This is a genomic window from Janthinobacterium sp. GW823-FHT01H08, assembly GCF_058797855.1.
On sequence record NZ_CM179504.1, the window covers coordinates 5,013,455 to 5,033,644 of the forward strand.

The 20,190-nt window shown below is 63.6% G+C and carries 23 protein-coding genes; 21 read left to right on the top strand and 2 right to left on the bottom strand.

Features of this window, described 5'->3' with window-relative positions; all coding sequences use genetic code 11:
- The first annotated feature begins 74 nt into the window (after positions 1-74).
- From AC3RCG_RS22480 to AC3RCG_RS22510, 7 genes are all read left to right on the top strand, one after another.
- Positions 75-446: a flagellar protein FlaG gene (locus tag AC3RCG_RS22480; RefSeq protein WP_070289140.1), complete on the top strand. Its 372-nt coding sequence runs from the start codon at positions 75-77 to the stop codon at positions 444-446.
- Positions 447-677: 231 nt separating this feature from the next.
- A complete protein-coding gene (gene fliD / locus AC3RCG_RS22485) occupies positions 678-3,359 on the top strand; it encodes a flagellar filament capping protein FliD (RefSeq protein WP_254679472.1) in 2,682 nt (893 codons plus the stop codon).
- 22 nt (positions 3,360-3,381) lie between these two features.
- Positions 3,382-3,828 (top strand): flagellar export chaperone FliS, encoded by a 447-nt coding sequence (gene fliS, locus AC3RCG_RS22490; protein WP_070222372.1) that lies wholly within the window; start codon positions 3,382-3,384, stop codon positions 3,826-3,828.
- 3 nt (positions 3,829-3,831) lie between these two features.
- Positions 3,832-4,158: a flagellar protein FliT gene (locus AC3RCG_RS22495; protein WP_070289139.1), complete on the top strand. Its 327-nt coding sequence runs from the start codon at positions 3,832-3,834 to the stop codon at positions 4,156-4,158.
- 26 nt (positions 4,159-4,184) lie between these two features.
- Complete coding sequence (fliK, locus tag AC3RCG_RS22500) at positions 4,185-5,363, top strand: flagellar hook-length control protein FliK (RefSeq protein WP_070222369.1); 1,179 nt, start codon at positions 4,185-4,187, stop codon at positions 5,361-5,363.
- Positions 5,356-5,682 (top strand): EscU/YscU/HrcU family type III secretion system export apparatus switch protein, encoded by a 327-nt coding sequence (locus tag AC3RCG_RS22505; protein ID WP_035821344.1) that lies wholly within the window; start codon positions 5,356-5,358, stop codon positions 5,680-5,682. The genes fliK and AC3RCG_RS22505 overlap by 8 nt, the downstream gene beginning before the upstream one ends.
- A gap of 25 nt (positions 5,683-5,707) precedes the next feature.
- The gene (locus AC3RCG_RS22510) at positions 5,708-6,454 is read left to right on the top strand and encodes a flagellar brake protein (protein ID WP_083287058.1); all 747 of its coding nucleotides are present in this window, start codon (positions 5,708-5,710) and stop codon (positions 6,452-6,454) included.
- Positions 6,455-6,593: 139 nt separating this feature from the next.
- Here AC3RCG_RS22510 and fliE read toward each other — a convergent pair whose 3' ends face one another.
- Positions 6,594-6,896, bottom strand: a complete 303-nt coding sequence (fliE, locus tag AC3RCG_RS22515) for a flagellar hook-basal body complex protein FliE (RefSeq protein ID WP_230502628.1) — start codon at positions 6,894-6,896, stop codon at positions 6,594-6,596.
- A gap of 328 nt (positions 6,897-7,224) precedes the next feature.
- On the opposite strand from fliE, the gene fliF reads away from it, so the two are divergent.
- The 13 genes from fliF to fliR all read left to right on the top strand — a co-directional run bounded on the left by fliF (position 7,225) and on the right by fliR (position 18,560).
- Positions 7,225-8,940, top strand: coding sequence for a flagellar basal-body MS-ring/collar protein FliF (fliF, locus tag AC3RCG_RS22520; protein WP_070289137.1), 1,716 nt, complete (start codon positions 7,225-7,227; stop codon positions 8,938-8,940).
- Positions 8,933-9,931, top strand: a complete 999-nt coding sequence (gene fliG, locus AC3RCG_RS22525; protein ID WP_034754023.1) for a flagellar motor switch protein FliG — start codon at positions 8,933-8,935, stop codon at positions 9,929-9,931. Before fliF ends, fliG begins: the two co-directional genes overlap by 8 nt.
- A gap of 43 nt (positions 9,932-9,974) precedes the next feature.
- On the top strand, positions 9,975-10,676 hold the full coding sequence (locus tag AC3RCG_RS22530; protein WP_070222451.1) for a flagellar assembly protein FliH: 702 nt from the start codon (positions 9,975-9,977) through the stop codon (positions 10,674-10,676).
- Positions 10,677-10,765: 89 nt separating this feature from the next.
- The gene (fliI, locus tag AC3RCG_RS22535) at positions 10,766-12,082 is read left to right on the top strand and encodes a flagellar protein export ATPase FliI (protein WP_227742184.1); all 1,317 of its coding nucleotides are present in this window, start codon (positions 10,766-10,768) and stop codon (positions 12,080-12,082) included.
- A gap of 32 nt (positions 12,083-12,114) precedes the next feature.
- Complete coding sequence (gene fliJ, locus AC3RCG_RS22540) at positions 12,115-12,555, top strand: flagellar export protein FliJ (RefSeq protein WP_070289135.1); 441 nt, start codon at positions 12,115-12,117, stop codon at positions 12,553-12,555.
- A 19-nt stretch (positions 12,556-12,574) separates the two neighbouring features.
- Positions 12,575-13,861 (top strand): flagellar hook-length control protein FliK, encoded by a 1,287-nt coding sequence (locus tag AC3RCG_RS22545; RefSeq protein ID WP_492401952.1) that lies wholly within the window; start codon positions 12,575-12,577, stop codon positions 13,859-13,861.
- A gap of 186 nt (positions 13,862-14,047) precedes the next feature.
- A complete protein-coding gene (gene fliL / locus AC3RCG_RS22550) occupies positions 14,048-14,560 on the top strand; it encodes a flagellar basal body-associated protein FliL (RefSeq protein ID WP_070220126.1) in 513 nt (170 codons plus the stop codon).
- A gap of 6 nt (positions 14,561-14,566) precedes the next feature.
- The gene (gene fliM, locus AC3RCG_RS22555) at positions 14,567-15,553 is read left to right on the top strand and encodes a flagellar motor switch protein FliM (RefSeq protein WP_070220128.1); all 987 of its coding nucleotides are present in this window, start codon (positions 14,567-14,569) and stop codon (positions 15,551-15,553) included.
- A 50-nt stretch (positions 15,554-15,603) separates the two neighbouring features.
- Positions 15,604-16,038: a flagellar motor switch protein FliN gene (fliN, locus tag AC3RCG_RS22560; protein ID WP_070220130.1), complete on the top strand. Its 435-nt coding sequence runs from the start codon at positions 15,604-15,606 to the stop codon at positions 16,036-16,038.
- A complete protein-coding gene (gene fliO, locus AC3RCG_RS22565; protein WP_492401951.1) occupies positions 16,035-16,637 on the top strand; it encodes a flagellar biosynthetic protein FliO in 603 nt (200 codons plus the stop codon). Before fliN ends, fliO begins: the two co-directional genes overlap by 4 nt.
- Positions 16,627-17,403 carry a flagellar type III secretion system pore protein FliP gene (fliP, locus tag AC3RCG_RS22570; RefSeq protein WP_070220134.1) on the top strand — a complete coding sequence of 259 codons (777 nt, stop codon included), beginning with the start codon at positions 16,627-16,629 and terminating at the stop codon, positions 17,401-17,403. The genes fliO and fliP overlap by 11 nt, the downstream gene beginning before the upstream one ends.
- A 10-nt stretch (positions 17,404-17,413) precedes the next feature.
- Positions 17,414-17,683: a flagellar biosynthesis protein FliQ gene (fliQ, locus tag AC3RCG_RS22575; RefSeq protein WP_034754044.1), complete on the top strand. Its 270-nt coding sequence runs from the start codon at positions 17,414-17,416 to the stop codon at positions 17,681-17,683.
- 16 nt (positions 17,684-17,699) lie between these two features.
- Positions 17,700-18,560 (top strand): flagellar biosynthetic protein FliR, encoded by an 861-nt coding sequence (fliR, locus tag AC3RCG_RS22580; protein ID WP_492401949.1) that lies wholly within the window; start codon positions 17,700-17,702, stop codon positions 18,558-18,560.
- Here the strand turns inward: fliR and AC3RCG_RS22585 are convergent, their stop codons facing one another.
- Positions 18,561-19,214 (bottom strand): LysE/ArgO family amino acid transporter, encoded by a 654-nt coding sequence (locus AC3RCG_RS22585; protein ID WP_070289131.1) that lies wholly within the window; start codon positions 19,212-19,214, stop codon positions 18,561-18,563.
- A 73-nt stretch (positions 19,215-19,287) separates the two neighbouring features.
- Between AC3RCG_RS22585 and AC3RCG_RS22590 the strand changes: the two genes are divergently transcribed.
- The gene (locus AC3RCG_RS22590) at positions 19,288-20,190 is read left to right on the top strand and encodes a LysR family transcriptional regulator ArgP (protein ID WP_492401947.1); all 903 of its coding nucleotides are present in this window, start codon (positions 19,288-19,290) and stop codon (positions 20,188-20,190) included.

The window sequence follows — 20,190 nt, forward strand, 5'->3', positions numbered from 1 at the left end:
GCCAGGCAACAGCGTAGAACTCTGATTCCCCTGCCGGATTTTTTCGGCAGGGGAATTTTCACTAGGAGAGCACCATGACTATCGATACGATAGCGGCCGCCTCCGCGGCCAGGATAGACAAGAGTTACACCGCGACGGATACGTCGGCGGCGCGCCCGGCAACGCCACGCACGACGACGGAAAACGACGCAGTTGCACCACAACAAGCCAGCAAAGAACCCAGCCGCGAGCAGTTGAACAAGGCGGTATCGGAGCTGAACCAGTCATCGCAAATAAAAACGCAAGGCATTGAATTTTCCATCGACGAGGACAGCCAACGCACGGTGGTCAAGGTCATCGACCAGGAAACCAAAGAAGTGCTGCGCCAGATTCCCACCCGGGAAGCGCTGGAGCTGGCCAAGACGTTCGATTCGGCCAAGGGTTCCCTGATTAGCCAAAGCGCATAAGATGATGGCATTGTCCACGGAAGCGCAGCATCGTGGCAGCACGCATCAGCAGTTTACCGGGGCCAGGTAGCCTGACTACCGGGCCTCGTATTTTATTACAAATACAGCAATATTCCCTTTTTTCCTCCCGCCTTTTCGTTTCGCCTGAAAACAGCGCGGTAATTCCCCCTCTCAAGTCCTGATTGATTCTGCCGATAACAGCTTATATTAGCGTTTTCCTAGGAGCATTCCGTGGCCATCACCCCTACAATTTCATCCGTTGGCATCGCCGCCGGCGCCAGCGGCCTGGACGTGAACGCCATCATCGACAAGCTGATGGCGGCCGAAGCCGTGCCACTGAATACCTTTGACAAGAAAACAGCGTCCTACCAGGCCAAGCTCAGCGCGCTGGGAACGCTCAGCGGTTCCGTCAGCAGTTTTCAGAGTTCGCTGTCGGCACTGACCAACTCGAATAACTTCCGCGCCGTCAGTGCCACGCCATCGGACCCGCTGGTGTTGTCGGCCAGCGCTGGCGCCAAGGCAGTGGCCGGCAGCTACAACATTAATGTTTCCCAGCTGGCCCAGGCCCAGACACTCACGTCCGGCGGCATGGCCAGCAAACTGTCGACCATCGGCAGCGGCGCCAAGACCACGGTGTCCTTCCAGCTTGGCGCACTCGCCGGCGGCACATTTGGTGTAACAGGCACGGCACTGGGCGGCAGCACCCTGCTCACGGGCGTCAGCAACGGCTCGCTGATTATCAATGGCACGGCCATCCCGACCGATGCCAGCACCAAGAGCGCGCGTGCGCTGGCCGACGCCATCAACGCCAAGAGCAGCACCACGGGCGTGACGGCCACTGCCCAGCCGACGGCCAGCAGCGCCAGCATGTTCACCGGTTTCGGCAACATTGCCACCGGCGCGGACGGCACGTATTCACTGTCGGTTGGCGGCATCGAGATCGTTACGCAAGGCAACGGCGTTGCCGCAGGCAGCGGCATCACGGCCGCTTCGCTCGATACGACACTGGCGGGCCCGAATGCCGTCTCGAACGCGCTGGCCGCCGCGAATATCACCGTCACAGGCACGGCAGCTGGCGGCAATCTGCAATTTACGCGCGCCGATGGTTCCAATATCAATATCGAGGAAGTGGTCACGGGCAGCACCATGGGCGGCATCGGCCATGCCTCCAATGCCGCCAACAGCGGTTCGAACGTGACGATTGCCAGTTCGATCACCCTGGCTTCGGGCAATGCCAGCCCCATCACCATCGCCGGCAGCAATCCAGCGGCAGCCGGACTGACGGCAGGTTCGGGCGGCGCCTATATGAATACGGGCTTCACGCAGGATGGCACGCAAGCCACTGGTTCGGTGGTGATCGACTCCACCAACAACACCTTGCAGGGCATACGCGACGCCATCAACAACGCCAGTCTCGGCGTGACCGCCAGCATCGTTTCCGATGGCAGCGACAAGCCGTATCACTTGGTGCTCAGCTCGACAAAGACGGGCGCCAATTCAGCCATGAAGATCACACTCAGCGGCAGTGATGGCCAGCCCGCCGACAGCGCCTTGAGCGGTTTGCTGGCCTACGATGTGGCTGGCGCACAAAACTTGAAACAGAACAGCGCGGCCCAGAACACCATGTTCAGCGTCAACGGCATCGCCATCACCAGCAGTTCGAACAGCGTCGATACGGCGATCGAAGGCGTCACCTTGGGCATTACCAAAATAGGCACGTCCAGCCTGTCGGTGGCCAAAGATACAACAACGGTCAAAACCAGCATCACCGCCTTCGTCAAGGCCTACAACGATCTGAACACCGCGATCGGCAAAATGACGGCGTATAACCCCGATACCAAGACTGGCGGGGTTCTGCTCGGCGACTCCACCGTGCAATCGATCCAGACCCAGTTGCGTCGGCAGCTGGGCGTGCCGATTACAGGCCTGGGCAGCAGCATGAACACCTTGAGCCAGGTGGGTATCTCCTTTCAGAAGGATGGCAACCTGACTCTGGATACAAGCAAACTCGACAAGGCGATCAGCGCGAACTTCAGCGACATCGCCGGCCTGTTCTCGGCCATCGGCAAGGCCAGCGACAGCAACGTCGCGTTTACCAGCTCGACCGCGGCCACCAAGCCCGGGACCTATGACCTGACCATCACCACCATGGCCAGCCAGGGTTCGCTCACATCGGATGCTGCGATACCGGCCAGCACCACGATTGCCAGCGATACCACCTGGAATGTCACCGTGAACGATACGGAACCCTCGGCCGCGAAGAACACGGCCAAGGTGACGATCCCGGCCGGCACCTACACCCCGACGCAGCTGGCATCACTGGTGCAATCGTCAATCAACGGCATCAAAGCTTTCTCGGACAATGGCACCACGGTTTCCGCCGCGATCGATGGCACCGGCAAACTGGTCCTTTCCTCAAGTCGCTATGGTTCCGTCTCCAACCTCGCCGTGAGCAGCGACACCGGGACTGGCATTGGAACCCTGTTTGGCACAGCCAAACCCGTCAAAGGCAGCGACGTGGCCGGTACGCTGGGCGGGCAACCGGTCGTCGGCTCGGGCCAGACTCTGACGGGCGCCCCGGGCTCGCCAGCCGAAGGCTTGAAAATTGAAGTCACCGGAGGCGTCATCGGCTCGCGCGGCACGGTCAGCTTTTCGCAAGGGTATGCCTACCAATTGAACAACCTGGCGACTTCCTTCCTGGGCACGGATGGCATGATCACCGGACGTACGAACGGCATCAATGAAACCCTGAAGTCAGTGGCGGCGCAGCGCGACAAATTCAGCGCAAAATTGACCGAAATCGAAGCACGCTACCGCGCCCAATACACGCGCCTCGACGTTACGCTAAGCAAATTGCAGTCCACGCAAACTTATTTGACCCAGCAGTTGGCTTCCATCGCCGCCAACCGTTAAGCGCTATCATCAGGAGAAATATATGTTTGGAACCCAACAACGCGGCGTCAACGCCTATGCCAAGGTCGGCCTGGAAACGGGCATCGGCTCGGCCTCGCCGCACAAGCTGATCGTCATGCTGTACGACGGCGCCCTGGTGGCCGTGCTCAGCGCGCAGATGCACATGAATTCAGGCAACATCCCGGAAAAGGGCAAATCCATCTCGAAAGCCATCCAGATCATCGACAATGGCTTGCGCGCCAGCCTGGACAAGGAAGTGGGCGGCCAGATCGCCGAAGGCCTCGACGCCCTGTATGAATACATGAGCGCGCGTCTGCTGGCGGCCAACATCCGCAACGATCTTGGCATGCTGGAGGAAGTACAGCGCCTGCTGACCGACCTGCGCGAAACCTGGAACGCCATCGGCGCCACGCCGGCCGCCATTCCCGGCGCCGATTTAAAACGTATGCCCAGCCTTGCGAGCGCCTGATCCATGATGACCCACCAAGAAGTCCTGACCACCTACGAAGCCATGCAGACCCTGACGGGCCGGATGGTGACCGCCGCCACCAACGCCGACTGGGACGAGCTCGAAGCGCTGGAACAGCGCATCAGCGCGCATGTGGCCACGCTGAAGGCGAACGAAGAAAAAGTCGTGCTGGAGACCGCCGGCCGCCAGCGCAAGGTCGCCCTGATCAAGCAGATACTGGAAGACGACCGCAAGATCCGCGACCTGACCATGCCGTGGATGGCGCAATTGTCCAAGCTGATCAACAGCACGGGCACCGAGCGGCGCCTGGCCAACGCCTACGGCGTCTAAACGCCCACGGGGCAAGGCTAGCTATCATGTTGCCGAAGATGGATGCGATCGGCATGACGCCCCTGACCCCGGTCAAGCCCACGCGGGCTGCCGATGCCGTCGCCGACCCGCGCCAGGCCGAGTTCCAGCGCTCGCTGCAGGGACTGATCGGCAAATCCATGCAGGGACAAGTGCTGGCCCGCATGGGCGACGGCAGCTTTCTCGTGCGCGTGGCCGGCACGCCAGCCCGCATGCAGCTGCCCGCGGGCGCCCAGGCGGGCACGGAAATCCCGCTGACCTTGATTGGCATCAATCCCCGCCCTTCTTTTCAAATCGGCAATAACCGCGACCAGCCCGCCAGCGCCCTGCTGACATATGCGGACGCGGAAGCCGAGCCCGAGGCTGCCGACCTGCGCGGCCCCCAGGCCGGCGCCGCCCAGGCCGGCACGCGCGCCAGCAGCACGGCCGCCACCCTGCTCAGCCGCGCACCGCTGACGCCAGCCAATCTGCTGCCCGCCCTGGCCGGCGACACGCCGGCGCCGGAGCTGAGCACGACCGCGCGCGCCATCAGCACAGTGCTCAGCCAAGCGGAAAGCGTGCCCGGCGCGCCCCTGTCCCTGGTCGGCAAGACGCCGCTGATGGCCTTGCCAAGCGCCGCCCCGGCCCAGGTGGCCCAGAAACTGCAGGATGCCGTCGGCAGCAGCGGCCTGTTCTATGAATCGCATGTGGCCGAATGGGCCGAGGGCAAGCGGCCGCTGGCCTCGCTGTTGCTGGAACCGCAAATGCAGAAGGCGGCTCAGGGCGAGACGGCCAGGACGGGCACCGACCTGGCATCGGCGCAACTGATCAATTTGCAGCTGCATACGCACGAACAGGCGCGCGTGCAATGGCAGGGCGAAGCCTGGCCCGGGCAGAAGATGCAGTGGGATATCAGCCGCGATGCGCCGGAAGGACAGCAGCACGAGAGCCGTGACGCCGACGAGGAAGCGACGGCCTGGCGCAGCAATGTGCGCTTCCAGTTCCCCCTGCTGGGCGACTTGGCCGCGCACGTGGTGTTGCAGGGCGGCAGCGTGGCCATCCAGCTGCAAGCGGGCAGCGAAGGCAGCGCCGATACCTTGCGCCAGCATGCGGCGCGGCTGGAAGCGTCGCTGGCCGCGGCCGGATGGCCATTGTCATCCTTGACGATCGCCGGCAAGCCGCAGGCGGCTGGAGAAGACGATGCTTGACGACACCAAGCGCAAGGTGCCGCAGACAGCCGTTGCCCTCGCTTACCAGAGCGGCACGCCGGCGCCCAAGGTGGTGGCCAAGGGCAGCGGCCTGATCGCGGACCAGATCATCAGCACGGCGCGCGAACACGGCGTCTTCGTGCATGAGTCGAAGGAATTGGTGGCGCTGCTGATGGATGTCGACCTGGACCGCCAGATTCCGCCCGGCCTGTATCGGGCGATTGCGGAACTGCTGGCCTGGTTATATCATATTGAATCTGCGAATGGCGGGCCGATTCCGCCGCCGCCCGACACCAGCGTCAACCTCACCGATACATAGACAGGCATCAATGCAAGCACATATTATGGATTCCGGCCTCGAAAACTGGCACGATTTTGAAGTGGAATCGCGGCGGGAAATCATTGCCTTGCTGCGCGGCATCAGCGAAAAGAACCAGCTGATCCGCATGCTGATCCACGGTGAGTCCGATGTGTGCGTCACGTCCATCCTGGAAGTCGATGCCGACCACAACACCGTCATCCTCGACCGTTCCGTGAACGCCGACCAGAACCGGCGCATGGTGGCCGCCACCGGTATTTCGTTTGAAACCTCGCTCGACAAGATCCGCATCCTGTTTGCCAGCGCCCTGGTGGAAGAGTGCAACCATGGCGGCACGCCCGCCCTGAAAATTGCCATACCTGAAACACTGATCCGCCTGCAGCGGCGCGAGTATTACCGCATGACGACGCCCGTGAGCAATCCCGTGCGCGTCTCGATTCCCCTGCCACCCTCGCTGGGCGGCGCCGACACCCTGTTTCCGCTGGCCGACATCAGCTGCGGCGGCATCGCCATCCTCGACAATAAACTGATGCTGGGCGAGACCATCGGCAGGGACTATCCCGGTTGCCGCATCGACCTGCCCGATGTCGGCATCGTCACCGCGACTTTGCAAATTCGCAATTCGCTGGACATGACCCTGCTCAACAACAAGCTGAACCGCCGCCTCGGCTGCCAGTTCGTCGACCTGCCGCGCAGCATGCTGGCGCACGTGCAGCGCTATATCACGCGCCTTGAACGAGAACGCAATGCGCGCATGGCGGGGCTGGGTTAATTCAATCCAGAGTCAAAACTTAACGTTTCGCAAAAGCGTAGCGAGCGGCGATGATTTGCGGCCGAGACGCGCAGCTGTGCTGTAGCACAGCGAGCATCGCAGGCCGCAAAGCGCGCCGCGCAGTAGCTTTAGCGATACGTTAAACTTGCATATTCATGATCTCATGATATGCAGCAACTAATTTATTCCTTACCTGCACCGTCGCCTGGAATTCGATGCTCGACTTTTGCATCGATACCATCACGTCCGACAGGCTGACCTTTTCGTCACCCATGGTAAAGCGCTGGCCCAGCGCCGACGAAGCCTGTTGCGCGCCGCTCACGGAGTCCAGTGCGCTCTTGAAGGCATCGGCAAAATTCACCTTCGCCGCCGGCATCTCGGTCTGGATCGCCGGTATTTTCGCCTCCGGCCGCGTGGCCGCCGACTTCAGTTGCGCGATCATCGCCTCGATCCTGCTGCTATCGATACCGCCTGTTTTCACTTCGCCTCCCGATTCTGGTGTGCTTCATAACTGTTCCATGCCTGTTGCACCCAGAGAACAAAACCCTGGCTTGCAAGGCAACGACGGGTACAATAACTTCCGTCACATGTTGCCAGGGTTCCACAATACCAGCGCCAACGCCAGCCGCTCGGCCGAGCAGGCGGCAAAAGCGCCTTCTATTTGGACGATTGAAGCGCGTGACAGTGGCGGATAATTCTGCATATCGCCCCCTCCTCCAGTGGAAGCGGCCCCCACTCACTACCCAACATACGCGCCCCGGAAGGCAATCATGGCTGTAGCCGAAGAAATCGATGTGAACCGCATACCACCGGAACCGGCGCCTGGCCGCTCGCCCGTGGAGTCCGTGCAAGCTTTCGCCAAGACGCCGATGGGCAAGAATTTCCTGCGCGGTCTGGGCGTGGCGGCACTGGTTGCCATCGGCGTGGCCCTGTACATGTGGAACCAGCCGCCCGAGTACAAGGTCCTGTTTTCCAACTACACGGACCGCGACGGCGGCGCCATCACCGCATCGCTGGACCAGCTTGGCATCAAGCACAAGTTTTCCGAAGGCGGCGGCGCCATTCTCGTGCCGTCCGAGCAAGTCCATGACGCGCGCCTGAAACTGGCCGCGCAAGGCTTGCCGAAGGGCGGCAACGTGGGCTTCGAGCTGATGGAAAACCAGAAGCTCGGTGTCTCGCAATTCCTCGAACAGGTCAATTTCCAGCGCGCCCTCGAGGGCGAACTGGCGAAATCGATCGAATCCGTGTCCGCCGTCGATACGGCGCGTGTCCACCTGGCGCTGCCCAAACCGTCCGTCTTCGTGCGCGAACAGCAAAAACCGACGGCTTCCGTGCTGCTGAACCTGCACCCGGGCCGCGGCCTGGACCAGCTGCAGGTGAGCGCCATCGTGCACCTGGTGGCGTCGAGCGTGCCGGAATTGCTGCCAATCAATGTCACTGTGGTCGACCAGGCCGGCACCCTGCTGTCGAACCAGGAAAAGGACAAGGACCGCGCCAACGGCATCAAGAGCCTGGACCCGAACCAGCTGAAATACGTGCAGCAATTGCAGCAAAGCGTGATCAAGCAGGTCGAATCGATCTTGCTGCCCATCGTCGGCGAAGGCAATGTGCGCGCCGAAGCGACGGCCGATGTCGATTTCTCGCAAAGCGAACAGGCGGCCGAAACCTACAAGCCGAATTCGCCGCCGGAAGCGTCCACCATCCGCAGCCAGCAAACGAGCGAATCGACGGGCGCCGGCAATGCCAACCCGTCCGGCGTGCCGGGCGCGCTGTCGAACCAGCCGCCAGGCGTGGCGACGGCGCCATTGACGGCCGAGGCGCCGGGCGCCCCGGCTGGCGCGCCGACGGCGCCGACACAGAAGGAATCGACGACGAATTATGAAGTCGACAAGACTGTGCGCTACGAGCAGAAATCCATGGGCGGCCTGCGCCGCCTGTCGGTGGCCGTCGTCGTCAACTACCGCCGCAGCTTCGACAAGGATGGCAAGGTCACGGTCAAGCCGATTTCCCCTGCCGAAATGGTCCAGATCAACAATCTGGTCAAGGAAGCGATGGGCTACAACAAGGAGCGCGGCGACAGCTTCAGCGTGGCCAACTCGCCGTTCGACGGCATCGACCGCGCGCCGGAAGGCAAGCTCGAGTGGTGGCGCGACCCGGCCAACTTGCCGCTGGCCAAGGAACTGGCGAAATTCCTCATCACGGCCCTGATCCTGCTGTACATCTTCATCAAGATCGTGCGCCCGATGCTGCGCCCCGTGATGCGCAAGATCGACGATTTCGGCGCCCCGCCGCCCGTCATCGAACCGGAACTGGCCAAGGAGGGCGAAGAAAACGAAGTCCTGCTCAGCGAAGCGGAGCTGGAAGAACTGGAAGAAGATACGGCGCGCGGTTATCGCGAAAACCTGGCGATGGCCAGAAAACTGGCGCAGGAAGACCCGCGCGTGGTGGCCAACGTAATCAAAGCATGGATAGGCAATAATGACTGAGACAACGGGACTGCAAAAAGCATCGATCCTGATGCTGGCACTGGGCGAGAGCGAAGCGGCCGAGGTCATGAAATTCCTCGGCCCGCGCGAAGTGCTGAAACTGGGCGCCGCCATGGCCACCATGAAGGGCATCGCGCACGAGCAGGTGGTCGAGGTGCTCGGCGACTTCCGCGCGCAGACGGAACTCAATTCCACCGTCGGCCTCGATTCGGACGAATATATCCGGCAAGTGCTGACCAAGGCGCTGGGCGACGACAAGGCATCCGTGCTGCTGTCGCGCATCCTGGGCGGCAAGGATGCCTCCGGCATCGAATCGCTGAAATGGATGGACTCGCAATCCGTGTCCGAGCTGATCCGCAACGAACACCCGCAGATCATCGCCACCATCCTCGTCCACCTGGAACGCGACCAGGCCTGCGAAATCCTCGGCCACTTCACGGACCGCCTGCGCAACGACGTGGTCTTGCGCATCGCCACCCTGGACGGCGTGCAGCCGGCCGCCTTGCGCGAACTCAACGACGTGCTGACGAAACTGCTGTCGGGTAACGAAAACATCAAGAAATCGTCGCTGGGCGGCGTGCGCGCGGCAGCCGAAATCCTGAACTTCATGAGCGGCGAGCAGGAAGGCTCCGTCATGGACAATATCAAGAACTACGACAACGACATGGCGCAAAAGATCATGGACGAAATGTTCGTGTTCGACAACGTGATCGATATCGACGACCGCGGCATCCAGCTGCTGCTGCGCGAAGTGCAGTCGGAAATGCTGATCATCGCCCTGAAGGGCGCCTCGCAGGAACTGCGCGACAAGATCTTCAAGAACATGTCGCAGCGCGCCGGCGAGATGATGCGCGAAGACCTCGAATCGAAAGGCCCCGTGCGCCTGTCGGAAGTGGAATCGCAGCAGAAACAGATCCTGCAGATCGTGCGCCGCCTGGCGGACGAGGGACAGATTGTCTTAGGCGGAAAAGGCGAGGATTCGTTTGTCTAATTTGATTCCCAAAGAGCAGCAAACCGCTTACCAGCGCTGGGAAATGACCTCGTTTGGCGACGAGCGCCCCAGCGTGGTGGCGGCGCGCAAGCTGCTCGAACCCGATCCCGAACCGGAATTCGATCCATTTGCCGAGCTGCACGAGGAAGAGCCGGCCCCGCCGCTCGAATACCCGACGCAGGAAGAACTCGACGCCATCCGCGAGGAAGCGCGCGCCACGGCCTTCGAGGAAGGCCGCGCTGCCGGCTATGCGGAAGGCCACGCGGCCGGGCATGCCGACGGCCATGCCGAATCGTATGCACAAGGCAAGGCTGCCTCGGCCGTGGAACTGGCGCACCTGCAAACCATCGCCGTCGACTTCGGCACGGCCGTGCACCAGGCCGACGAACTGATCGCCAACGACGTGATGGAACTGGCCCTGCAGCTGGCCAAGGGCATGCTCAAGACCGCCTTGCCCGTGCGCCCCGAACTGATGCTGCCGATGGTGCGCGAAGCCATCGAATACTTGCCTGTGCTGCAACAACCGGCCTTGCTGATGCTCAACCCGGAAGACGCGCAAGTAGTACGCGACGGTATCGGCGATGAACTCGACAAAGGTGGCTGGCGCGTCATCGAAGACCCGTCCGTGGAACGCGGCGGTTGCAAGATCGACACGGCCAGCAATCAGATCGACGCGCAGGCATCCACCCGCTGGCAGCGCCTGACGCATGCGCTGGGCAAAGACCTGGACTGGCTGGCGCCGTGAGCGAGCCCGTCAAAGGCCCCACTGCCCATGCGGCGCGCTGGCGCGCCTACCTGAGCGATTGTTCGGCCGTGGTCGGCTTTGTCGAACCGATGCAAATTTCAGGCCGCGTCACGCGCGTGGCCGGCCTGGTGATGGAAGCCGTGGGCTTGCGCCTGGCCGTCGGCGCCGCCTGTACCGTGCCGCTGCCCAATGGTGGCCGGGTCGAGGCGGAAGTGGTGGGTTTTGAAGGCGACCGCCTGTTTTTGATGCCGCAAAGCGACGTCGAGGGCATCGTGCCCGGCACGCGCGTGTTTTCCGTCGAGCCGGCCATCCCCCGCCCCGGCAGCGTGGCGCACCCGCGCCGCCGCCCCAGCGACCGCGCGCGCCATCTGCCCGTGGGGCCGCAGCTGCTGGGCCGCGTGCTCGATGGCGCGGGCCGTCCGCTTGACCAGCTGGGCCCGCTGCACACGACCGACAGCGCCCCCATCAACGTACGCCCCGCCAATCCCCTGGGCCGCGCGCCCATCGTCGATACGCTCGACGTGGGCGTGCGCTCGATCAACGCGATGCTGACCGTGGGCCGCGGCCAGCGCATGGGCCTGTTCGCCGGTTCCGGCGTCGGCAAGAGCGTGCTGCTGGGCATGATGGCCCGCTACACGGAGGCGGACGTGATCGTCGTCGGCCTGATCGGCGAACGGGGCCGCGAAGTGAAGGAATTCATCGAACAAATCCTCGGCCCCGAAGGCCTGGCCCGTTCCGTCGTCGTGGCCGCGCCGGCCGACACGCCGCCGCTGATGCGCCTGCAAGGGGCCGCGTATGCGACGGCGATTGCCGAACATTTCCGCGATCAGGGGCAAAATGTGCTGTTGATCATGGATTCGCTGACCCGCTACGCCATGGCGCAGCGCGAAATCGCCCTGGCCATCGGCGAGCCGCCCGCCACCAAGGGCTATCCGCCATCCGTCTTCGCCAAGCTGCCCGTGCTGGTGGAACGGGCCGGCAATGGCGAGGAAGGCGGCGGCTCGATCACGGCCTTCTACACCGTGCTGACCGAGGGCGACGACCAGCAGGACCCGATCGCCGACTCGGCGCGCGCCATTCTGGACGGGCATATCGTGCTCAACCGCCGCCTGGCCGAGGCGGGCCATTATCCGGCCATCGACATCGAGCAATCGATTTCGCGCGCCGCCCACTCGATCACCACGCACGAGCACCAGCAGCAGGCGCGCAAGCTGAAACAACTGTATTCGCGCTACGAGCGCAGCCGCGACCTGATCAGCGTGGGCGCCTACAGCGCCGGCACCGACCCCGTGCTGGACCAGGCCATCGCCCTGCATGAAAAGATCGAGGCGTTTTTGCAACAGCAAATCACGGAGCGGGTCAGCATGGATGAGAGCTTGGGGCAACTTACCGCTCTATTCGACTGATTAGGACTTGCATAGCGGGAATATAATCAGCCATGGCTTCTCCTTCCCAACTTGCTACCCTGATCGACCTTGCCCAGCGCGAAACCGACGATTGCGCCAAGCGCCTGGGCGCGGCCCTGAAAGCGCTCGACGATTGCCGCCAGAAACTCGACATGCTGTCCGGCTACCGCGACGACTATGCCAAGCGCTTCGAGGCGAGCATGAGCAACGGCATCACGCCCATGGCTTACCGCAACTTCCAGGCCTTCATGGTCAAGCTCGACAGCGCCATCCTGGGCCAGCAGCAAGTGGTCGAGCATGCGCAGGCGCGCAGCGAGAATGAAAAGATGCGCTGGCAGCTGGCCGAACGCAAGCGCATGTCGTACACCACCCTGAACAACCGGGCGCAGGAACAGGCGCTGAAGCTGGAAAACAAGCGCGACCAGAAAGCAATGGATGAGCACGCGGCGAGACAAGCCTATTACAAACGCTAAGCAACACTGAGGCAGCATCATGCAAACCCAGCCAACACCGATTTCCCAGATCATCTCGCCAAACGCCACGCCCGGTGCCGCCAACCGCAGCCAGCCCTCCACCAGCGGCGCGGCGGGCGACTTCCAGCGCACCCTGAACCGCCAGATCGAGCAACGCCAGGCCAGCCGTAATATGGCGCAAGCACCAGCGCCGGCACGCCCCGCCAGCCCTGCGGCCGCGCCAGCACCCGCGACGCCGGCGCCCGCCAATGAAGCGAAGCCGGCGCAAGCGGGCACCGAACAGGCGGCCAGCAGCGAACAGCCGCCCGCACCAGCTACCGAGGCGGCGCCCCCCGCCAACGGCGACAATGACAGCGCCACGGCAGAGGCCAGCGTGCCCGCCGTTCCCGCGACGACAGTCACGCCGCCAGCCGATCCGGCCGCCGAGATGCTGGCCCTCGTAGGCAGCATCCAGCTGGCCATCCAACCGCCGGCGCCAGCCGCCAAGGCCGTGCCGGAACTGCCGGCGCGCGCCAGCGTCAAGGCCGACGGCAAGGGCCTGGCAACCGGGCCGTTACTGGCAGCCGGCCAGGGCAGCGGCAAGGCAGCCGCCACCGTCATCGCGCAAGCGGACAGCGGCGACTTTGCCGACAGCCTGGGCCAGGCCCAGGGCAAGGCGGCCGCCACACCAGGCGCCAGCGTGCCGGCAGGCAAGGCCGAGCCGGGCAAGCTGGCCATCGACGCCCAGCTGGCGGCCACCGCCAAGGCGGGCGCCGCCGTAGCCGAACCCATCCTCAAGGAAACGCCTGCCGACCTGAGCCGCCTTGCGGCCCAGTTGCAGCCGGGCGCGCTGCAGCAGGCCGCGGCCGCCGTGGCCGTGCCGGCCGACAAGCTGACGGGCCGGGTCGGCTCGCCGGCCTGGGACCAGCAACTGGGGCAGAAAGTCGTGTGGATGGCGGCCGGCGGCGACCAGAGCGCCACCCTGACCCTGAATCCGCCCGATCTGGGCCCCGTGCAGGTGGTCCTGACGGTCACCAATGACCAGGCCGATGCCGCCTTCATGTCGGCCCAGCCGGAAGTACGCCAGGCGCTGGAAGCGGCCATGCCGCGCCTGCGCGAAATGATGAGCGAAGCAGGCATCGCCTTCGGCAGCGCCACCGTCTCGGCCGGCACGCCGGAACAGCAAAACCATGGCGAGCGCGCCGCCTCGGGCGAACGCCGTGGCAATGGTCAGGGTGGCGGCACCTCCGGCGGCGAGATCGCCATCGCGCCGGCAGCCGGCGGCCGCAACCGACCCAGCCTGAGTGCCGTGGATACCTTTGCCTGACGACAATTCGTCGTCCGCAGGCCACAGGCGCGCGCCGCGGCATAACTTTTCGTATAAAAACAGCGAGTTGAGGGCGCTTCCGCCCTCTTTTCACTGCATCCTTCTGCGCAGAATTTGCCGATAATGACATAATGGCGTCGTGATCCACTTCCATGCACCCGAGTACCATTGAAAGCAAATCCAAAAATGAAAGCAGATCCGAAAGCAGATGCAGGCCTGGCCCCCGCCGGCGCCTCGAAAAAGAAGCTTCTGATCATCGTGCTGGCCTCGGTGCTGGTGGCCGGCGGCATCGGCGGCGGTGCCGCCTGGTACTTCTTGCATGGCAAGGCCGATAAAGAAGAAGCGGCGCCGAGCAAGAAAAAACACGCCGCTTCCAAGGCAGGTCCGCCCGTTTTCGTTCCCGTCGATGCCTTCACCGTCAACTTGCAGCCGGAAAATGGCGAGCAATATCTGCAGATCGCGTTTACCCTGCAGGTGGGCAGTCCGGAAGAAATGGATAGCATCAAGCTGAACATGCCGAAAGTGCGCAGCCGCTTGTTGCTGCTGCTGTCCGGCAAGAAGGCCTCCGAACTCAATACCGTGGAAGGCAAGCAGCAGCTGGCGGCCGAAATCATCAATCAGGTGAACCAGCCGTTCGAGGACAAAGGGCCGGAGCAGGACGTGACGGACGTATTATTTACCGCATTCATCATTCAATAAGCAGCCATGGCCGATAATTTCCTCTCCCAGGAAGAAGTCGATGCCCTTCTGAAGGGCGTCAACGGAGACCAGGACGACGCGCAGACGCCGGAAGATGTCACGGGAGTTCGTACCTACAACCTGGCAACCCAGGAGCGCATCGTGCGCGGCCGGATGCCGACGTTGGAAATTATCAACGAGCGTTTCGCCCGGCTGCTGCGCGTGGGCCTGTTCAACTTCCTGCGCCGCAGCGCCGAGGTGTCGGTCGGGTCCGTGCGCGTCTCGAAGTACAGCGAGTTCATCCGTAATCTGGTGGTGCCGACCAATCTGAACCTGGTGCACATGAAGCCGCTGCGCGGCACGGCCCTGATGGTCTTCGATCCGGGCCTCGTCTTCCTGCTGGTCGACAACCTGTTCGGCGGCGACGGACGCTTCCATACCCGCGTCGAAGGGCGCGACTTTACGCAGACGGAGCAGCGCATCATCCTGCGCATCCTCGATATCGTCTTCGAGGCCTATACCAAGTCGTGGGAGCCGGTCTTCCCCGTCGAATTCGAATATATCCGTTCAGAAATGAACACGCAGTTCGCCAACATCGCCACGCCGAACGAGGTGGTGGTGGCGTCCACGTTTACGGTGGAACTGGGCTCCGTTTCCGGACAGATCCACTTCTGCATGCCGTATTCGATGATCGAGCCGATCCGCGATTCGCTGACCTCGAGCCTGCAGGGCGAGGCGCTGGAAGTGGACAAGCGCTGGATCCGCCTGATGACGCAGCAGATCCAGATCGCCGAAGTCGAGCTGGTGGCCTCGCTGGGCACGGCGCGCGTGTCGTTCGACGAGATTTTGAACATGAAGGTGGGCGACATCATCCCCCTGAATATTCCCGAACTGATCGCCGCCACCGTCGATGGCGTGCCCGTGATGGATTGCACGTATGGCGTGTTGAACGGACAATATGCGCTCAAAGTCGAAAAGTTGCTGGCGAATGCCGACAATATGAATAACCATTAAGAAATACCCGGATCGCGCTGCGGTCCGTATCTGTACAACAGGAGAAACACATGTCTGACAACCAAGACGACCAAAGCGCGGAAGACGATTGGGGCGCGGCCATTGCCGAGCAGGCCAAGGCGGAAGCCGAAGCGCTGCAGAACCAGGCCGCCACTACGGCCAGCGCGGCGAGCGCCGCCGTGTTCAAGGACTTTTCCAAGCAGGCATCGAAGTCGGAAACGCACAACGATATCGATTTCATCCTCGATATTCCCGTGCAGCTGACGGTCGAACTGGGCCGCACCAAGATCGCCATCAAGAACCTGCTGCAACTGGCGCAGGGTTCCGTGGTCGAGCTCGACGGCCTGGCCGGCGAACCGATGGACGTGCTGGTCAACGGCTGCCTGATCGCCCAGGGCGAAGTGGTGGTGGTCAATGACAAGTTCGGCATCCGCCTGACCGACATCATCACGCCTTCCGAACGCATCCGAAAATTGAATAAATGAAGCCTGGCCTGTTGATTTCCACCGTGCTGCCGCTCCTGGCGGCATGCAGCATTGCCCACGCGGAACCGGCAGCCGCGTCGGCGCCGGCGGCCAGCGCCGCCAGCGCTTCCGTCGCGGCAGCAAGCGAGACACCGCCCGTTGCCGCAGCAACGGTGCCGCCCGTTGCCGCAGCAACGGTGCCGGCCACCTCGCCTGCCGCCGCCCTGCCCGCCATGCCGGCGGGTGCGCCCATGACGATGGCGCCGACAAGCTCGGCCGGCAGCCTGCTGCAAACCATCTTCGCGCTGATGTTCGTGCTGGCCCTGCTGATCGGCCTGGCCTGGTTCATGAAACGCTATGGCCCCAAGGTCATGGGCGGCAACAACAAGATGCGCGTCGTCAGCTCGCTCAACCTGGGCGGACGCGAACGCATCGTCCTCGTCGAAGTGGCCGACCAGTGGATCGTCGTCGGCGCCTCGCCCGGCAGGATCAACGCGCTGGCCACCATGCCGCGCCAGGAAGGCGAGTTGCCGCAACTGGCGACGGCGCAAAACGGCCCCGCGGCCGCCAATTTTTCCGAGTGGCTGAAACAGACCATCGAAAAACGCAATGGGAAATAAGCAGCAGATGGCGTGGTCCACCTTGAAGACTCCCCTGACCTGGCTACTGGCGGCCGCCGCTCTGGCCTTGCCGCTGTGGGCGCTGGCCGAACCGGGCATCCCGGCCTTCAACAGCACGCCGGCGCCGGGCGGCGGCCAGAATTACTCGCTGCCGGTGCAGACGCTCATCCTGATGACGTCGCTCACCTTCCTGCCGGCGGCCCTCTTGATGATGACCTGCTTTACGCGCATCATCATCGTGCTGTCCCTGCTGCGCCAGGCCATCGGCACGCAATCGGCGCCGCCGAACCAGGTGCTGGTGGGGCTGGCCCTGTTTTTGACCCTGTTCGTCATGGGCCCCGTGTTCGACAAGATCTACACGGATGCGTATCAACCGTATCAGGAAAACAAGATCAGCATGCAGCAGGCGATGGACAAGGGCGTCGATCCCCTGAAAACCTTCATGCTCAAGCAGACGCGCCAGGCCGACCTGGCCCTGTTCGCCAAGATGTCGCGCTCGGCGGCCCTGCAAGGTCCGGAAGACGTGCCGCTGCGCATCCTCGTGCCCGCCTTCGTCACCAGCGAACTGAAGACGGCGTTCCAGATCGGCTTTGCCATCTTCATCCCGTTTTTGATCATTGACATGGTGGTCGCCAGCGTGCTGATGTCGATGGGGATGATGATGATGTCGCCGGCGACGATCTCGCTGCCGTTCAAGCTGATGCTGTTCGTGCTCGTCGACGGCTGGCAGTTGCTGCTGGGCTCGCTGTCCCAGAGTTTTTACTAGGGGAAGTACGATGACACCCGAAAGCGTCATGACCCTGGGCCGCCATGCGATGGAAATCACCCTGATGGTGGCCGCGCCCATGCTGCTCGTCGCCCTCATCATCGGCTTGATCGTCAGTATTTTCCAGGCGGCCACGCAGATCAACGAGGCGACCCTGTCCTTCATTCCCAAGCTGGTCGGCATCTTCGTCGCCATCGTCGTGGCCGGCCCGTGGATGCTGTCCGTCATGCTCGACTACATGCGCCAGGTGTTCACGGGCATCCCGAACCTGGTCGGCTAGTGCAGCGATTGTTGCCATGCTGACCCTGTCGAGCATCGAACTGAACACGTGGATCGCAGCACTGCTGTGGCCACTTAGCCGCATCCTCGGCCTGATCGCGGCCGCCCCCCTGTTCGGCAACGCGGCCGTGCCGGCCACCGTCAAGGTGACCCTGGGCGCCCTGCTGGCCATGATCATCGCCCCCACCGTGCCGGCCTTGCCTGCCATCAACCCGATGTCCCTGCCCGGCTTACTGATCCTCACGCAAGAGATGCTGGTCGGGCTGGCCATGGGTTTTTCCATCCGCATCGTGTTTTCCGCCATTGAAATGGCCGGTGAACTCAGCAGTCTGACCATGGGCCTGGGCTTCGCCTCGTTCTTCGATCCGCAAACCAAGGGCAGGTCGTCTGCCATCAGCCAGTTCCTCGTCATGCTGGCCACCTTGATGTTTTTGACCGTCAACGGCCATCTGGTCTTGCTGGCGGCGCTGGCGGAAAGCTTCGTCAGCCTGCCGATTTCATCGAGTCCCATCAGCGGCGGCGGTTTCCAGCAATTGGCGGCCTGGGGCGGGGAAATCTTCCGTTCCGGCCTGCAAATTTCGCTGCCCATCATCGCCGCCCTGCTGCTGACCAACGTGGCGCTGGGCATCTTGACGCGGGCCGCGCCGCAGCTGAACATTTTCGGTATCGGTTTCCCCGTCACCCTGGGCGTGGGCTTGCTGGTGATCGGCATGGTCCTGCCCTATCTGGCCACGCCGTTCCAGAACATGTTCCTGCGCGGCATAGAAACGGCGCGCTTGCTGCCGCGCGGCTTTGCCACGCGCGACCGGCCGCCGCCGCCGGCGCCGCCGCATCCCCTGCGCCCGGCAGCGCCGACGCCGCTGCCGCCCACGCGCTGATCAAGGCTGCCAGCCCAGCGCGTGGCGCAGCAGCAGCGCCGACAACACGAACATGGTCACGCCGATCAAGCCATCGAGCACTTGCCAGGCCCGGGGCCGTGCAAACCACGGCGCCAGCCAGCGCGCGCCATAGCCCAACGATGCAAACCACAGCAGGCTGGCCGCGCTGGCACCGGCGATGAAGCAGCCACGCAGCGCGCCCGGTTGCTGGGCGCCGATGCTTCCCACCAGCAAGACCGTATCCAGATAGACATGGGGATTGAGCAAGGTAAATGCGGCCGCCTGGGCCAGGATGGCGCCCAGCGCCAGCCCGGCACCGCCTTCGGCCGCGCGCAGCTGCTGCGGCCGGCGCGCGCGCCGCAGCGCTTGCCAACCGTAGACGGCCAGGAAAACGGCGCCGCCCAATGCCAGCGCACTGGCCAGCAAGGGGCGCTGCCCCAGCGCATGGGCCATGCCCAACACGCCGGCGGCAATCAGGGCCGCGTCGGCCAGCGCGCAAAACAGCACGATGGCGCCCACATGTTCGCGGCGCAAGCCTTGCCGCAAGACAAAGGCATTTTGCGAGCCGATGGCAACGATGAGTCCCAGGCCCAGGGTCAAGCCCTGGAGAAAGACGGAAAAAACGAGTGGGGTGGTGGCGGTCGACAGTGTCATGCAGCGATCTTGCCAGCCGCACGCAATGAAGGCAAACTACCTTTACTGCAGTAAGTTAAGGAAAACTTCATTCATGCTCGATTATGCCGCCCTCGCCGCTTTGGCCGCCGTCCTCCGCGAAGGCAGTTTCGAGCGCGCCGCACGCGCCTTGCACGTGACGCCATCGGCCATTTCGCAGCGTATCCGCCTGCTGGAAGAGCGCGTCGGCTGCGCGCTGGTGATACGCGACCAGCCCTGCCGCGCCACGGAAACGGGACGGCGCCTGTGCCAGCACGTGGACCAGGTGCAGCTGCTCGAACAGGATTTGCAGGGCACCTTGCCGGCGCTGGCGCAGACAGCACTGGGCGTGTCGCGCGCCAGCGTGCCCATCGCCGTGAATGCCGACAGCCTGGCCACCTGGCTGACGCCCGCCATCGCCGCCTTTGCGGTCGGGCACCCGGTGCTGCTGCAAGTGGCCGTCGACGACCAGGACCATACGGCCGAATGGCTGCGCAGCGGCGCCGTGCTGGCCGCCGTCAGCGCCACGGCCCGGCCCGCATCGGGCTGCAACAGCCGCCCGCTGGGCGCCATGCGCTACCTGGCCGCCGCCAGTCCCGCCTTCCTGCAGCGCTATTTTGCCCACGGCGTGGGCGCCGCCAGCCTGGCGCTGGCACCCAGCCTCGTCTTCAATGCCAAGGACGAACTGCAGGCGCGCTGGGTGCGGCGCCTGTGCCACCGGCACGTGGAACTGCCGCGCCATGCCCTGCCTTCGTCGCATGCCTTCGTCACGGCCGCCCTGGCCGGCATGGGCTGGGGCTTGCACCCGCAGGCGCTGATCCAGCCGCATCTTGACAATGGCAGCCTGGTCGAACTGCTGCCGGATACCCCGCTCGATATCGCCCTGTACTGGCATACGGCGCGCGCCGCCTCCGGCCTGCTCGACGGCTTGAGCGCAGCCATCGTGGCCGCCGCCCGCACGGGCCTGCTGCCGCCCTGA